This is a genomic window from Paenibacillus sp. FSL K6-1558 (assembly GCF_038002565.1).
Lineage (GTDB): Bacteria > Bacillota > Bacilli > Paenibacillales > Paenibacillaceae > Paenibacillus > Paenibacillus polysaccharolyticus.
In genome coordinates this window covers 4,161,428-4,176,634 of sequence record NZ_JBBOCV010000001.1, presented here as the reverse complement: position 1 = coordinate 4,176,634, position 15,207 = coordinate 4,161,428, and the positions used below count along the sequence as shown (strand labels likewise).

General features: G+C 47.7%; 14 protein-coding genes. 3 read left to right on the top strand and 11 right to left on the bottom strand.

Features of this window, described 5'->3' with window-relative positions; translation table 11 throughout:
* From MHI38_RS18140 to MHI38_RS18125, 4 genes are read right to left on the bottom strand one after another with little or no spacing between them, the layout of a single operon-like run.
* Window positions 1–1,110, bottom strand: coding sequence for an ABC transporter ATP-binding protein (locus tag MHI38_RS18140; protein ID WP_339834847.1), 1,110 nt, complete (start codon window positions 1,108–1,110; stop codon window positions 1–3).
* Window positions 1,111–1,164: 54 nt separating this feature from the next.
* A complete protein-coding gene (locus tag MHI38_RS18135; RefSeq protein WP_154892058.1) occupies window positions 1,165–1,998 on the bottom strand; it encodes a carbohydrate ABC transporter permease in 834 nt (277 codons plus the stop codon).
* Between the two features lie 38 nt (window positions 1,999–2,036).
* Window positions 2,037–2,957: a carbohydrate ABC transporter permease gene (locus tag MHI38_RS18130; RefSeq protein ID WP_154959941.1), complete on the bottom strand. Its 921-nt coding sequence runs from the start codon at window positions 2,955–2,957 to the stop codon at window positions 2,037–2,039.
* Window positions 2,958–3,000: 43 nt separating this feature from the next.
* On the bottom strand, window positions 3,001–4,353 hold the full coding sequence (locus tag MHI38_RS18125; RefSeq protein ID WP_308723039.1) for an ABC transporter substrate-binding protein: 1,353 nt from the start codon (window positions 4,351–4,353) through the stop codon (window positions 3,001–3,003).
* Between the two features lie 368 nt (window positions 4,354–4,721).
* Here MHI38_RS18125 and MHI38_RS18120 point away from each other — a divergent pair, with 368 nt between their 5' ends.
* Together MHI38_RS18120 and murQ are read left to right on the top strand one after the other, a co-directional pair.
* Window positions 4,722–5,693: a BadF/BadG/BcrA/BcrD ATPase family protein gene (locus MHI38_RS18120; RefSeq protein WP_341181487.1), complete on the top strand. Its 972-nt coding sequence runs from the start codon at window positions 4,722–4,724 to the stop codon at window positions 5,691–5,693.
* 22 nt (window positions 5,694–5,715) lie between these two features.
* Window positions 5,716–6,621, top strand: coding sequence for an N-acetylmuramic acid 6-phosphate etherase (murQ, locus tag MHI38_RS18115; RefSeq protein ID WP_341181486.1), 906 nt, complete (start codon window positions 5,716–5,718; stop codon window positions 6,619–6,621).
* Between the two features lie 323 nt (window positions 6,622–6,944).
* Here the strand turns inward: murQ and MHI38_RS18110 are convergent, their stop codons facing one another.
* The 5 genes from MHI38_RS18110 to MHI38_RS18090 form a co-directional block, all read right to left on the bottom strand.
* Window positions 6,945–7,784 (bottom strand): SIS domain-containing protein, encoded by an 840-nt coding sequence (locus tag MHI38_RS18110; protein ID WP_154892074.1) that lies wholly within the window; start codon window positions 7,782–7,784, stop codon window positions 6,945–6,947.
* A 110-nt stretch (window positions 7,785–7,894) separates the two neighbouring features.
* Window positions 7,895–9,139 (bottom strand): anhydro-N-acetylmuramic acid kinase, encoded by a 1,245-nt coding sequence (locus MHI38_RS18105; protein WP_261769669.1) that lies wholly within the window; start codon window positions 9,137–9,139, stop codon window positions 7,895–7,897.
* Between the two features lie 155 nt (window positions 9,140–9,294).
* Window positions 9,295–9,957, bottom strand: a complete 663-nt coding sequence (locus MHI38_RS18100; RefSeq protein WP_154892062.1) for a GAP family protein — start codon at window positions 9,955–9,957, stop codon at window positions 9,295–9,297.
* On the bottom strand, window positions 9,954–10,712 hold the full coding sequence (locus tag MHI38_RS18095) for a MerR family transcriptional regulator (RefSeq protein WP_261769670.1): 759 nt from the start codon (window positions 10,710–10,712) through the stop codon (window positions 9,954–9,956). Before MHI38_RS18095 ends, MHI38_RS18100 begins: the two co-directional genes overlap by 4 nt.
* A gap of 36 nt (window positions 10,713–10,748) precedes the next feature.
* Entirely contained in the window at window positions 10,749–10,907 is a 159-nt protein-coding gene (locus MHI38_RS18090; RefSeq protein WP_186809868.1) for a hypothetical protein, read from the bottom strand.
* 184 nt (window positions 10,908–11,091) lie between these two features.
* Between MHI38_RS18090 and MHI38_RS18085 the strand changes: the two genes are divergently transcribed.
* Complete coding sequence (locus tag MHI38_RS18085; RefSeq protein WP_154892063.1) at window positions 11,092–11,757, top strand: DUF4097 family beta strand repeat-containing protein; 666 nt, start codon at window positions 11,092–11,094, stop codon at window positions 11,755–11,757.
* Between the two features lie 168 nt (window positions 11,758–11,925).
* On the opposite strand, the gene MHI38_RS18080 is transcribed toward MHI38_RS18085, so the two are convergent.
* Together MHI38_RS18080 and MHI38_RS18075 are read right to left on the bottom strand one after the other, a co-directional pair.
* The gene (locus MHI38_RS18080; RefSeq protein ID WP_261769671.1) at window positions 11,926–13,488 is read right to left on the bottom strand and encodes an MBL fold metallo-hydrolase; all 1,563 of its coding nucleotides are present in this window, start codon (window positions 13,486–13,488) and stop codon (window positions 11,926–11,928) included.
* Window positions 13,485–15,083: an ABC transporter permease gene (locus MHI38_RS18075; RefSeq protein WP_261769674.1), complete on the bottom strand. Its 1,599-nt coding sequence runs from the start codon at window positions 15,081–15,083 to the stop codon at window positions 13,485–13,487. Before MHI38_RS18075 ends, MHI38_RS18080 begins: the two co-directional genes overlap by 4 nt.
* Window positions 15,084–15,207 lie beyond the last annotated feature (124 nt).

Sequence of the window (15,207 nt, the reverse complement as noted above, 5' to 3'; positions counted from 1 at the left end):
CTATTCCCGTCCGATCGCCATCTCCGTCTCCGGGTCAAAAAAATGCGCTTTTCGCATATCTAGCACAAAGGTCTTATCCATACCCACATATGCATGGGTCTCAGGATGAACCTTGGCTGTCACCGTCCGGCTTCCGAGACGGAAGTAGAGCAAATTTTCCGAACCCAGATGCTCCACCACCTGAACACGTGCTTGAAGCATGTGATCTTGCGGAACATTGGGTGCCACATCATCACCAAAAATATGCTCTGGACGCAGTCCAAGGATGACTCGTTTGCCCTGATAGCTGTTTAAGCGCTCTAGCACATCCGCTGGTAACGTGAACGATGTACCCTCCACCTTCACTTGCGTACCTTCGATGTGAGCATCAATGAAGTTCATTGCAGGCGAGCCGATAAAACCGGCGACAAACATATTGCGCGGACTGGCATAGAGCTCTTTCGGTGATGCGACCTGTTGAATATCCCCATGATTCATCACTACAATGCGCTCGCCAAGCGTCATAGCCTCGACCTGATCATGTGTAACATAAACGATTGTAGCGCCCAGCCTTTTATGCAGCTCGCCAAGCTCTACACGCATCTGCACACGCAGCTTGGCATCGAGGTTTGAGAGCGGCTCATCGAACAGAAAAACCTGTGGATCACGCACAATCGCTCGTCCCACGGCGACACGCTGGCGCTGTCCTCCGGACAATTCGCGAGGCTTACGTTCCAGCATAGCTTCCAGGCCAAGGATTGAAGCAGCATTCTGTACTTGCTCATCAATATAGGCTTTGGGTTTCTTCAGATTTTTCAGACCGAAGGACAGATTCTCCCGAATGGTCATATGAGGATACAAGGCATAATCCTGAAAGACCATCGCGATATCCCGATCCTTGGGATGCAGATCATTCACAATGCGATCCCCGATCACGATGTCCCCGCTGGTCTGTTTTTCAAGCCCTGCGATCATTCGCAGTGAAGTGGTTTTACCGCAGCCCGAAGGCCCAACAAACACGACAAATTCCTTATCTTCTATTACAAAGTCCGAACCGGCGACCGCCGTGAACGTTCCTTTATGGTCGTCTTTGAACTCTTTGCGCACTTGGCGAAACTCCACGCGTGCCATAGGTTAATCCCCCTTTTACATTGTCACCTGTTGTAACTGCATAGGTTGCAGTGGTTATCCCTTCACGGCTCCAATCGTGATGCCTTGCAAGAAATAACGTTGCAATGAGAAGAACAGAATGATCATCGGCAATGCACCAATTGTAGCTCCAGCCATCATGGCACCGAAGTCGGTGGATTCAGCAAAAACAAAGGATGCGAGTCCAACCTGTACCGTCCGCATTTCATTCGAATTGGTGATCAGGAAAGGCCAGAAAAATTCATTCCATGAGGCGACAAAAGTGAAAATCGCCAGCACCGCGATGCCTGGCTTTGCCATAGGCAGAATCACTTTCCAGAAGATGCCGAACTCACTGCACGCATCGATTCGAGCCGCGTGAATGAGTGACGTCGGCAAGGTGGACATAAATTGTTTCATCAGAAAGATATTGCCTACACTGACTGCTGCGGGAAGGATAATCGCTGTGTACGTGTCCCCCAGATCAAATACGTTGACCATCAAAATGTAGAGTGGAATCAGCGTCACCTGTGCAGGAATCATCATCGTTCCAAGCAACACCCAGAATACGGCCTGACTGCCCGGAAATTTTAATTTAGCAAATGCATATCCTGCCAGCGAAGCAAAGAACACATTAGTGACTGTCAATATAATGGAGATCAGCAGCGAGTTATAGAGCCAGCGCCATGCATCCGTTTTGGCAAAAAAACGTTCATACGGCGACATGGACAACTGCTCGGGTATCATCTGTGGCTTAAACGAAGCTGACATCGTTGTGTCCTGCACCGATCCGACGAGCATCCAGTACATCGGAATAATCGTAATCAGTGCCCAGCCAGCGAGCAAAACAGACGCTATAACAAGCAACATCTTTTTTCGTGTTGAATTCATACGTGTATTCACCCCCGGATGCCTAATGAAAGCCCTAATTAATACTCGATATCACTGGAGAAATATTTGAATTGAATCACGGAGATGACAATAATGATGACTGCCAGTACAAAGGATTGTGCCGAGGCTAATCCAAACTCGTAAAACTTAAAGGCCGTCTCATAGATTAAATAAGCAATCGTAGTGGTCGCAAAGTTAGGCCCGCCTTGGGTCATCAGGTATACGGAAATAAACACTTGAAAGGACGTAATGACGCCAGTCACAAGCAAGTAGAGCGTCGTTGGTTTCAAAAGGGGCCATGTGATCTTGCTGAATTGTGTCCATCCGCTCGCATGATCGATATCGGCAGCCTCGTACAGCGATTTCGGGATACCTCCCATAGCTGCAAGATACAGAATGATGCCTGCACCGTGGGAACCAAGCCAATTCATCAAGATTAGAGAAAAGAGGGCTGTCCCTGACTGGCCAAGCCAGATGACCGGGTCAAGGCCGAAAAAGCCCAGGAAGCGATTGAGTAGTCCCGAATCCGTCGGGTCAAAAATGGCTAGCCACACGATCGAGATCGTCACTCCCGATGCTACCGCAGGCAGATAAAGTGTGGCCTTGAAGAACGTCTGCCATTTGCTTTTCATCTGGAAGATAAAATACGAGAGCACAAACGTAATCAGGATGTTGACGGGTACTGTTCCAAGTGTAAAAATGACGGTATTTTTAATCGATTTCCAGAAGGTTTCGTCCTTCACCAGACGTTCGTAATTGTCCAATCCCACCCACGTGGAGTTCATGATGTTGTATTTCTGAAAGCTCATAACAAGAGCTGTTAATACGGGGTACATTGTAAAAACGAGAAACAGCAGGACAGGCGCCAAAATAAACAAATACGCCCACCCGTAATCTCGCCAGAACCGGACAACCCGGGAATGCCGGGGTGCAGGCTCCGGCGCAAGGGCGGTCTGCATGGCGAATCCTCCTCTCCGAATCAAAGTATCACTGCGAAGTTATTTATTGCCCGAACATCTGCTGACCTTTGCCTTTGAAGTCTTCCGCGATCTGCTCGGGAGTTTTCTCACCCGAGAACAGCGCCTGAATGTTTGGTTTCACAACCTGTTCCTTGAACTGCTTTTGCTGTGATGCTTTGTCAATGTCCAGCTTGAGCACGACCGGCATCGCGATGTGTTTGGCCATTTCTTTCGCTGCATCCAGATTCACCTGCTGTCCCAGCTCCTTGCCTTTGAATAAGTCCGCTTGCGATTGTCTGACAAAAGGAAGAGCCAGCTCATTAGCCGAGTTCCCCGCTTTGGCACCGCTAAGCGCCTCCATTACAAGAAAAGTATTTTTGGCATGCTGCTCGCCCTTGTCTTTCTTCTGTTTGAAGGCCACATAACCCTCGCCGCCCATAGTCGTGGCTGCAGGCTGATTGTCATTGTGCGGTACGGGCAGCAATACAAAATCAATCTTTTCCCCCTGCACCTTGCCATCGTCAATATCTTTGTTGCGGTTCTGAATCATGACATCATAATAAGGAATCGCCTTCGAGATGATTGCCGTTTCACCGGCATAGAACATGTCCGTCCGCTTCGCCGGAGCAAGTGCTGCCGTTTCCTTCGGCATATAACCCTGATCCATCAAATTTTTGATAAAAGAGAGCGTGTCCAGAATCCGTCCATCATTCCACTGGAACTTTCCGGTTTCATCCAGCACATCAATCATGCCGTTGTTACGGGACAGCATTTCGATAAAATCAAGCGAAGTACCATCTGTCACCAAGGCATATTGTTTACTTCCGTTATCCAACGTTTTCGTCAACTTGGCCGCGGCTTCGTTAAACTCTGACCAGGTCCAGCCATTCTTCTGGATGCTCTTCCAATCAATGCCCGCTTCATCGAGAATACGTTTGTTACCGCCCCAGGCCCACTGGAACTGATAAAGAGGCAGACCGTATTGTTTCCCTTGAATCTGCCCCAGTTCTAAAGTGCCCGGCAGATAGTCATTTTTGATCTCAGGGGTCAGATAACTGTCTAGTTCCAGTGCCAGTCCGGTATTCACATACGTACCGTCCACACTATGGAAGTACAGATCAGGCGGATTTCCCGCGTTTAAAGCGACATCAAATTTCTTGGGCCCCTCAGCCCAGGAGAGCATTTCCGTTTTCACCGTAATATTCGGGTGTTCCTTATTAAAATCAGCAATTAAGTCCTTCAATTCATCCTCGTATGTGCCATGAACCGGGTATGTCCATACCGTCACCGTATCATTCGCACCCGGATCATTCGAATCTGCTCCACCACTGTTGCCACAGGCTGTGATCCAGACCATCAATAACACCATTGCCAAAACAAGACCCTTCCTTTTCATACCCTTCATCTCCTTTTGCATGTCGTCTTCTCTTGTCCTACGCCCATTATGAATGTCTATTGCTGGTGCCCTTCTGTTACCTTTCCCTTTCGTAACCCTCTGTTCACAGCCTGGCACAGAGCCGAAATCTACACCTCCTTGGAGATCGACCTGTTCGGCAAGGTCTAGTTTTACTAATGAAACTTTAACGTTAATTAATGTAACATCAATCGTATCGATTTCTTCCAAAATTGTGGATTGAATTCATTATATGAGGTGTAAAATAAAAATTCAACAATAAATTTATTTATAAAATTTAATTTTACTTTTTCGTTTTAAGCCTCTATACTATGAAAAAAAGAAAATATGCCCTAACGAGGTGAGCACGCTTGCGAGTATACGTAGGAATTGATGGAGGCGGTACCAAAACTGATGCAGCAATCATTTCTGAATCTGGGGACATTCTGGCAACAGCTCGTGGCGGTGCAACGAATCCACATAGTGTACCGCTTCACGAAGCTATAAAGGAGTTATTTCATCTCTTAGATGTTCTATTTTCATCCGATGTAGATTTTTTGTCTAGTTGTGAGAGTATATGTCTCGGTATGTCAGGTATAGCTAAGGATCAGGAGCGACAATGGATCACAGCTCACGTTGATGACTATATGAAAAGCAAGAAAAACACGGCTGATGCCATTCATGCGAACTGTACGATCCATGTTGCCACGGAGGGAGAAATCGCACTAATGGCCTCGCTTGGGCAACCGCACGGTTTGCTTGCAATTTCAGGAACCGGCTCGATCATCTATGGAATCACACCGGAAGGTGAAGTGAACCGGGCAGGCGGGTGGGGACATTTACTCGGAGATGAGGGGAGCGGTTATCGAATTGGACAGCGTGCACTGCAAAGCGTGATGAAGAGCCATGATGGCGTTTTGCCTACAACCATTTTGGCATCACTCGTATTGCAGGAGTTGCAAGTCAAGCATCCACCGGAATTAAAATACGTGGTATACCAAGCGGACTGGAACAAATCAAGTATGGCTTCCATAGCTCGCCTGACAATAGAAGCCGCTGCTGGAGGGGATGAGGTAGCACGTTTACTTCTCATGGATGAGGCTCAGCAGCTGGCCGATACCGCTAAAGCGCTCATACGCCAACATGTTTCTTTTGCCACGGCTCCTATGGCACTTTCCGGTTCCATATTTCGCTACTCTTCCCTGTTTCGAAATACATTCCTTCACCATCTTACCGGCGTACACGATCAACAGCAGGTTGTCTGCTCCGAAAATGCTCCTGCCCCAGCCGTGGGTGCGGCACAGTTAGCAAGACTACAATGCCACTTGGATAAATCATGCTAAACAAAAAAAGGAGGGCTTACGGATGAATCATACCCTTAACTCATTGGTAACGGAACAGCCTAACCCACAGACAGACGATATGGATCAACTGCCTTCAGCGGAAATTATGGAACTCATCAATCGGGAAGATCGCCGCATAGCTGAGCTTATTCAGCCACTAATTCCAGTCATTGCTCAAGCCGCAGACCGCATTGTAGCCAGCTTTCAATCGGGAGGAAGACTGTTTTATGTAGGTGCAGGCACAAGCGGTAGGCTAGGTATTCTAGATGCATCGGAATGCCCCCCTACGTACGGTACTCCCCCTTCTATGGTGCAGGGCATTATTGCAGGCGGGTTTCGGGCAGTTAAGGATCCGGTAGAAGGCGCAGAAGATAGCGAGGAAGCCGGGGCAACGGATTTGAAGCAGCACGGACTACATGCCAGCGATGTGGTCGTTGGCATTGCAGCGAGTGGACGCACCCCTTATGTGCTTGGAGCTATGAATTATGCCAGACAGCTCGGTGCTGTAGTCATCGGGTTGAGCAATAATGCAGGTACACCTATGAGAGCAATCTCGGATGTGAGTATTGAAGCGGTTATGGGACCAGAGGTTGTGATGGGGTCGACTCGCATGAAAGCCGGCACCGCCCAGAAAATGATTCTGAACATGCTGACGACAACAGCGATGATCCGTTTAGGTAAGGTATATCGAAATTTCATGGTGGATCTGAATCCGTCCAACGAAAAGCTTGTACACCGGGCAAAACGCATGATACAGCTTGCGACTGGAGCGCAGGAAACCGAAATTGAACAAGCCTTTACCGCAGCGAATGGACATGTCAAAACAGCTATTGTGATGCTGATGGCGGATGTCGATGCAGCCGAAGCCGGGCGTCGGCTAGAGAATGCAGATGGTTTTGTACGTCATGCTATTTCCGGATCAGGCTGATCGGGACGCTACCTGGTTAGCTGCTGCAACATCTATCACCTACCTGTTTAAGAATCATTGGAGAGTATGCGGCAGCTTGTTTGTTTTAGAAAAGTTGGGATAAATAAGCAAAGCCAGCAAGTCATTTGGTACTTATAGGCGAGCTTTCCCAGTGCTGAGATATGGTTATTTGTATGAGAGAAGCCTTGCCTGCCCGGTTGGCTTCTCTTTTTCTATTTTTCCTAACGTACCATTGTATTCCCACATCAAAAAAATCCCTGGTACATATGACTGTACGGGATTCTCCACGTTTTTATTTTCTAAACAACTCATAGTCTCGTTGCTCATTTATGCTCCTGAATCGCTTGTCTGCTCTTCTCCAGATACTGCACCGACTGATTATAATCCCGGCTGGCAATAGCCAAATAAAGAATATCAATAACGTTAAGCTGTGCAATGCGTGAAGAGGTAGCTCCACTGCGAATATCGCTCTCCATCGACGTAATCATAAGAGGAACATCCGCAAGACTACTCAGCGTGTTACTGCCCCACTTGGTAATACTGATCGTTCCTGCACCACCTTCACGGGCATGCTTCAAACAGGAAATCACATTGGAGGTCTCGCCTGAATAAGAAATACAGACCACAACATCGTCCTCACGTAACGTCGTCGCAGACGAAATCTGCATATGTGGATCGGCGAACGAAAAGCTGGTTCGGTTAATCCGCATGAACTTGTAATGTGCATCCAATGCGATCAAATTAGACGCCCCCACGCCGTAGAAAAAAATGCGATTTGCTTTATTCAACATGTTAACCGCCTGATCTACAAGCCTTGGTTCCAAAATATGAACCGTGTCCTTAATCGATTGAATATTGTTTGTAGACACATGCTGAATAATACTTTCCACTGAGTCCTTAGGACGAATCTCCGTATATTGATATTGCTCATTGGTCTGTAAATCCCCCACTATCTTGAGCTTCAGCTCCTGAAAACCGGTTACACCCAGGGATTTGCACAACCGGATAATGGCGGCCGGACTGCCTCCGCTTCGTTCAGACAGTTGCGCAACGGACGACTGCACTGTCTCTTGGGGGTGTTCCAGAATGTAAGCTCCGATCTTTCGTTCTGACGGAGTCAGATCATCCAGTAATGCGCGTAAACGTACAAGTCCACCTTTCATACCTTCCATCCGCTCCTCCTCTCCGTACTGTTATCTGTACAAGCATTTTATCTTATATTTATTGCCACGTCTAATTGTAGATACCGCTTACCTTGGCAATTCAATAGCCACTACAGAGTCAGATGTCCCGAAATAACAGCATGTGCCGCACCTGTTACATTAGGAAGTGTATTTGTTCTACCCATCAGAGCCTCATGTCCAAGCAGCGCAAAACCCATCGCTTCCCTGGCATCATCCGGAACACCGTAATCTGCTGTACGCTCCAGACGGATGGATTCTGGAAGTCTTAATCGAATCATCTTCATTAATGTTTCATTGGACGTACCACCGCCGCAGGTAAGCATCGCCGAGATTGACGTCTTGGGTAACACAAAATTCTCAACGGCCCGTACAATTGTTTCTGCTGTAAGCCAAGTTACGGAAGCTAACAGATCTTCCAGTGACAGATCATGCAATGCCGCAAATTCCAGAAGTCGCTTGGCATAATCTGCACCATAAACTTCACGTCCGGTACTCTTGGGTGGTTGGCGACGGAAGTATTCATCATTCATGCAGTAGGCCGCCAGCTCGGGGTGCACGGTTCCCTTCGCTGCTATACTTCCATCGGGATCGTAATGCTGTTTCCCTTCGGTAGCATGACGAACCAGTGCATCTATCACCATATTCCCCGGTCCTGTGTCAAAAGCCGAAACCTCCGTCTCGGATAATCCTGACGGAAGCACAGTCACATTGCCGATCCCGCCAATGTTCTGCACCAGACGTCCTTCCGTAGCACTACGGAACATTAATGCATCCGCATAGGGCGTGAGCGGAGCACCTTCACCGCCTGCGGCCATATCACGTGCACGCAGATTACCAATAACGGGTAGCCCGGTGCGCTCTCGCACTACAGCACACTCACCGATTTGCAGTGTAGAAATTACTTTCATATTGCCGGTACCCAACGGGCTTGGAAACGCAGAAGGAACAGGTGCATGCCAGATTGTCTGCCCATGCATGCTGATTACATCGACTTGTCCGCTGGAGACACCAGCTGATTGCAGTAGCTCCTGTACACTCTGTGCGTACCATTCGGATACACCGAAATGGGCTGTTGTCAGCTCATCGACACGCGCTGTTTCGGGAGAACATAAGCGAATCAACCTCTCTCTGAGCTCATTCGTATATGGCGTACAGACAAAATCAATAAGATCAAGCCGTTGCATTGCTCCGCTCTCATCGGTCTGAATACGTACCAGCGCTGCATCCGTTCCATCCAGCGACGTGCCAGACATCAATCCAATCACCAGGTGCTCCCGTTTAGAACGATACTTTGCCCACATCGGGAAACTGCTGATATCTCCTCGTGTGTCCATACGTATGCCAACCTCCCTAGACCGGATGCATAACCTGCCCCGTCCTGTCCATATTTCAATCAGTATATGACATAAAATTTTACAAGTCAATTGTAATTTGAAATTTAATTACACCCTCATACACTTCTTTTATTTCACACTACATAGACGAGACTCTACAAATAATCGAGTACGTTGAAAATAAGAATAAGTCCAGCTATGCACATAACCCACGAAAGCATAGAGCCCGAATGTTCAACCAGCTTACGATGCAACTTCTCCACGTGGTATTGAATGAATGACCCGATCCAAGTGTACAGCAGATAGATCAGCACAGGCGGCATAATCATCAAAATATTGTAACTGATCAGTAGCGGCAACCATTCCAACCATGAAAGCCCCTTACTCGTCATGAGACCTACTGCACCGAAATATGGTAAGGCTGTGCCTGCTTCCAGCAAAAACGTTGTAAACCCCATTAAGACTACTCCCACAGTACCGGTGGAGCGTAAAGAATGGATTCGATTATTTTTTCGAGAATTGGGTTTAATCCAGAAGCTTACCACAAACAACAGCGCACCAATGATAAATATCGACCAGCTTGCAATCTTGTTATGGAAAAAGGAACTCAAATAATTTTGTACAAACTCCATCCCCAGCATGAGTATACAGCCAAGGAAAAAGTATAGTACCGCAACAGTCAGCAAATACACCGTCAACCGCGAACCGAATTGTCTTTGCCCCAACGCCATCAGATAGATGGTTACCCCCAGAAGTGTTGGGCTTAACATATCCAGAATTGCGAGACCTCCAACATAGAGCAACATTTCAGCATTCATTCAGCTGTTCCACCTTCGTTGGTTATAAAAATGTCATAGGCCGCCTCCATATAATCTAAAAGTTCAGGCTCCAAGGGGTAGAAGCCAAGCTCTTCGGAAACTTCAGCCGATTTCCTCGCCTCCCATAGTTTGTTTAAAAAATCATCCTGCCCTGCGAAGTCCTCTCGTTGCTTCTCCATCATTCGCCTGATAATGTTCTGTACTTTCTCATGTGTAGGCGATTCATGCATATGACTCTTAAGCTGCCCAAGCAGTGCAATCCACTCCAGCGAATGGGGATCGTTTGCACGCATCCGTGGTAACTTCCGCCACATCTTCATTTCATCATGACTAAATAATTCCTCTCTTAAAGAAGGCCGCTTGGCTACATTGGGTTTGGAGAGTTGAATCAGCTTTTCGATCGCTTCATGCTGATCTCCCTGCTCCAGCACTAAGCTGTGCAACATCTCCCTGATCGATACCTCCATCGATTTCAGCCGTTGTTGCTCTTCTACAATGTAATCCAGCTGATTACGCAAAGAATGCTCCCAATTCCAAGACGCATCCGATAACATCTCCTGGATATCTTTGAGCGCATAACCCAAATCTTTGAGAAACTGAATCTGCTGAAGCTTCTTTAGATCGTTCTCTACATACAAACGGTGACCACCGTCTGTCTTAGAGGATGGCTTTAAAAGACCGATTGAATCATAATACCGCAGTGTTCTTACAGTAATATCCGTCTTACGTGCAAGTTCATTAATATGAATATACAACGTTCATTCACCTCTCAGGCATCCTGTACAATTCGCTCAGGTATCCTTGTTTTTCTGTTCTCCAGACCACGCATATTTCAGAAGATAACCAGCACCTAACCCGATTAATACACCTGGAAATACATAATCCATGGTTAGTCCGATGCCTGCCCCGATGATAACACAACTGTATATGAGGACATCCCCGGTTTTCATGTTCACACCTCCTTCTATTTGCAAAACAAGACCTTTTTGACTTGAAACTATTATATAAAATGACGTAACGTCAGCTTCAACTCCTAATCATTATGCAAAAAAACTTGATCCTTACGTAACGTCATCTCGTACGATGGATGAACACACCCTGTTCCTAATCCATTTCTTATTATGAGGTGATATAATGAAAAAAGTTTGGCCTGTATGGCTTTGTATGCTTCTCATTCTGGTATCCTGCAATCCGCCTCATGCCCCTTTTACAGACAATCAGACCATGCCGCTTGGTACAGCTAAAGTCATTTCTATTGATAACGGTAGTACTCCCGTAACCATAGAAACCGTATCCGGCCTTGATTCGTTGGAAGTGTCAAGCACTGCTCCCGATCGTAAACCTGCTTTCACAATAGAACGAAGCCAACAACACATTCGAATCGCAGCCAATAATCATCTGTTTCGCATCTTTAACTTGGCCAATAAGCCCGTCATGGTCGTCAAAATCCCTCTACATTATGAGGGAAGCCTGCAGATCAACAGTTCGTCCGGAACCGTAAACATCATTCGGCCTCAGAATAGTCTGGTAGTGGATGGAACTAGCGGCTCCATTGAACTGATCGCTGACCGTATTGTTTCAGATATTCGCCTTGCCTCCACCAGTGGTAAGATATCGCTAAGGATCGCGGAGCCTGTACCTGATGTAAGTTGGACACTCGAGTCCCGTAGCGGAAGGCGTTCTTTTGCTCTTGAATGGCAGCAGATGAACGAAAATAAACATATATCACAAGGGGTTACCGGTCAGGGAACACATCAAGTACACGTGATAACTCGATCAGGTAATATTCAGGTTCAATAAATAGAGCAGGCTATACCCCTTAGGACAGACACATCCCTAGGAAATTGAAAAATGAATGGATTAGCAATATGACAAAAAAGGCACACAAGGTGCCTTTTTGGCTGTTCAAGCTATTCTTTGTCCGTATCCTTTTCGAAATCAAAACTGAGGTGATCGTTAAGCTCTCCTTCAAAAGATTAACTCATCCCCTGGAGATAATAGATCAATATCTGTACCCGATCGAGATTGTCCAACGAGCAATCCCTGTCTTAGTCGCTCTGTCTCTGCAATATCGGTATGAACCAGCACGTTGTGCCGTGCAGAGACCCGGTTCAACATCCGCTCTACATCATTCCATCCTTGATGAACCTTGTATCGGACCTTTTCCACCCTGCATGTGCCGTATTGCTCAGGATTTTCGAGCAATTGATGTGCGAATGTACCGGTAGAAGTATGTCCCGTGAGCAAAATCAGATTTTGCATCTCGGGTGCCCACATTCCGTAATACCAGCGTGCGAGCGGAGACTGCATCATGCCATCCGGAATGAACCAGAGCGAAGCTTCATATTTTTCAAGCAACGTTGTCCGTTCTTCGGTTGTACTCACTCTTTCCCAGCCTTCTCCGCTCAGAAATGTTGCAATCCTATGAGCAGGTGCACTTTCGGTGACTTCACCTTCCAGCTCTCTAAGCCAAAAAGATGCACGATGCAATTGCTTCATGCCATCTACAAGCCTCTGCTCCACAATCAAAGGTATATCTGCAAAACGTTGTTGTGCCCACAGAATCAGTTCCTGTCCTCGGCCAACCGCAGGCATGGGTAAGAGCACCTTACCCCCTTGATGAAGAGCATTCTGGATGGCACTTTCCAGCTGCTGTAACTTGTCTGCCTGTGTATCACGATCTGTTCCATAGGCCGCATCGATAATAGCCAAATCCAGCCTGATGATAGGTAGCTTATGCCCGTCTTCATTTCGGTCTATATGTTGATCTTTCTGTTGATCGTTGTACTGATCTTTGTGTGGATATTCGTGTGTTGTCACCTGCATTTGCGCTTCCAAAGGAGCATACTCCACGGCTTGCCTGCTACTCGTAACGGATGCGTTGCTGGACAAAGACAAATGTTGAGCTCCACCTGCCACAGAAGCAACGGGCATGACTTCTTTCAGTCTCTGCCTCTTCAGATCAGCCTGCCTGAATCCGTCAGCCACATCATCTGCCTGTAATAGCATAGACTCCAACGTGTAATCACCAGAGTACAGTATTCGCTTGTCTTCCATCTCCAGCCCGAACCAGACTGATCCAGCCAAATGTCCAGTACGTCCCCACATGACCGATACACCAGGTAACAATTCAAACCAGTACTCACGCTCAGCCTCATCCTCTAAAAATCGATAGCGAATCCGTTTTTCATCTACTTCATCATAGGGCAAAGATTGACCTGCACGTTCCATATTGTTACGCCATGATCGAAAGTAAGTTGTTAACTGCTCTTTCGTCTCGCGTGTTGTCCATACTTCACCCATATACCCCAGCTTGTAAAGTAGTGGGATGGCAACGGAGTGATCCTCATGGGCATGGGATAACAGCACCGCATCCAGTTGTGGCACAACCTCCGGGTCGATGAGCGGATATTCGCCGTTGCCTTCTTTTTTCACACCACAGTCCAGCAACAGCCGGTAACGGCTCCCGCTAAGCAGATAGGCGGAACGTCCGTGCTCGCCCGCACCGCCCCATACATTCAGTTTGATCATGAAGCATTCCACTTTCTCTTTGAATTCAGCATTTCAATCCCAAGCAGCATCAGTACGGTCATGCCGACGGTTACCACAGCCATCGCCATACCAAGTGACACCTGACCCTGTTCAAACTGGGCAAAAATATACGTCGCCGACGTCTGCATCGACGGCGGAAGAATAAGCAGTGAGCCGACCAGTTCCCTCGTTGCGATCGTAAAGGTCATCATCCAGCCCGCCAGCATACCGGGCAGAATCAGCGGAACTAGGATACGCCGCAGAATGTACAGCGGCTTACCGCCAAACAACTGACCCGCCTGAAACAACGTGCCATCGATTTGGGTAAAGCTTGATTTTACATATTGCACGGTATATGGCAGGAACAGCACAACATAGGTGAGCACCACCATCCCATACGTGTTATACAGCGTCACGGGCATCCAAGGCGAGTTCCAGAACAGAATCAGACCAACTACCATAACAATACCCGGCACCGTGTTTGGTAGCAGACTGAACAAGTCGATGACCCGCTGCATGAACGAAGATGACTTGCCAATGGCCAGCGCAAACCCCGTACCAATGATTACTGCCACCGTAGAAGCTGCCAGAGATAATCCGAGACTGTTACCGATCGCCTTCATACTTACTGAACCCCAAGATAACAATTCCCGATAGTGTTCCAATGTCAGATTGTCCAGCGCAAGTCCTACTCCCCTTAGCTTCATTGTGGATGCCGCTATAATCGAGAAATACGGGATGCCGATGGATAGAATGAGCAAGATGGCAAGATATGCACCGCATAACCATCCTGCCCACCCCCGCAAAGAATAGCGCTTCGAGCGTTGTCCTTTACCGCCTACCAACCGATATGTGAACTTCCGGCTGATTGCTGACTGCATGTACCACATCACCAGACAGACGGACAGCAACACCGATGCCAGTGAAGTCGCCTTACCGAAGTCAATCGGCCAGCTGGAGATGTATTTGTGAATCTCGGAAGTCATCACATAGTAACCGATTTTGCGCCCGAAGGTCGCGGGTGTGCCGAACTCTGCAATCGTTTTGACAAAAACAAGCATAATTCCCATCCCGTAAGATGACAGCAACAAGGGTAAAATAATACGTCTGAATCGGTATCCGGCACGCCCACCGTGCACGGCTCCCGCTTCCTCCAAATTGCCGCCGATGCGGATTAACGCATCCCGTAGCAACAAGTAGAGGAAGGGGAACAAGTGCAGACTCATGATCATCACCATGCCCCAGAAGCTGAAGAACAGCTCCGTCCAGTTCGCAGAGGAGGGTATCCATTGCTGGAGGTATCCCCCTTTTTGCATAAATAGAATCCATCCCATGGAGCCGATATACGGCGGGGTCATGAACGGAATCATCAGGATGACATCCACCCAGCGATGCTCTCCCATTCGGGTTTTGGACATCATCCAGGCAAGCGGTAACGCCAATAGCGTTGTCATCGCCACCACGCAGATGCCCAGCCACACGGAATTCAGCAACACACCGGATAGATGATGCCCCGTAATCGTACGCAGAGGCGCCATCCAATCCCATTGCCCGTTCAGGTACACACTTTGCCAGAAAATGAGTAACAAGGGCATACCAATGCTAATTGTCAGCAGAAAGAGGGCCAACACCACCCCCACTCTCCGAAAAATACGGTTGTTATCTGTTACAACAGGTTTCACTACGCTCACCTCACATGACTTTCCACATCAAGACAGC

Bases quoted from the DNA above. Each gene is read 5' to 3' on its own strand.
- MHI38_RS18140 (WP_339834847.1), bottom strand. From the start codon at position 1,110: ATGGCACGCGTGGAGTTTCGCCAAGTGCGCAAAGAGTTCAAAGACGAC.
- MHI38_RS18135 (WP_154892058.1), bottom strand. From the start codon at position 1,998: ATGAATTCAACACGAAAAAAGATGTTGCTTGTTATAGCGTCTGTTTTG.
- MHI38_RS18130 (WP_154959941.1), bottom strand. From the start codon at position 2,957: ATGCAGACCGCCCTTGCGCCGGAGCCTGCACCCCGGCATTCCCGGGTT.
- MHI38_RS18125 (WP_308723039.1), bottom strand. From the start codon at position 4,353: ATGAAAAGGAAGGGTCTTGTTTTGGCAATGGTGTTATTGATGGTCTGG.
- murQ (WP_341181486.1), top strand. From the start codon at position 5,716: ATGAATCATACCCTTAACTCATTGGTAACGGAACAGCCTAACCCACAG.
- MHI38_RS18110 (WP_154892074.1), bottom strand. From the start codon at position 7,784: ATGAAAGGTGGACTTGTACGTTTACGCGCATTACTGGATGATCTGACT.
- MHI38_RS18105 (WP_261769669.1), bottom strand. From the start codon at position 9,139: ATGGACACACGAGGAGATATCAGCAGTTTCCCGATGTGGGCAAAGTAT.
- MHI38_RS18100 (WP_154892062.1), bottom strand. From the start codon at position 9,957: ATGAATGCTGAAATGTTGCTCTATGTTGGAGGTCTCGCAATTCTGGAT.
- MHI38_RS18090 (WP_186809868.1), bottom strand. From the start codon at position 10,907: ATGAAAACCGGGGATGTCCTCATATACAGTTGTGTTATCATCGGGGCA.
- MHI38_RS18085 (WP_154892063.1), top strand. From the start codon at position 11,092: ATGAAAAAAGTTTGGCCTGTATGGCTTTGTATGCTTCTCATTCTGGTA.
- MHI38_RS18080 (WP_261769671.1), bottom strand. From the start codon at position 13,488: ATGATCAAACTGAATGTATGGGGCGGTGCGGGCGAGCACGGACGTTCC.
- MHI38_RS18075 (WP_261769674.1), bottom strand. From the start codon at position 15,083: ATGCCCTTGTTACTCATTTTCTGGCAAAGTGTGTACCTGAACGGGCAA.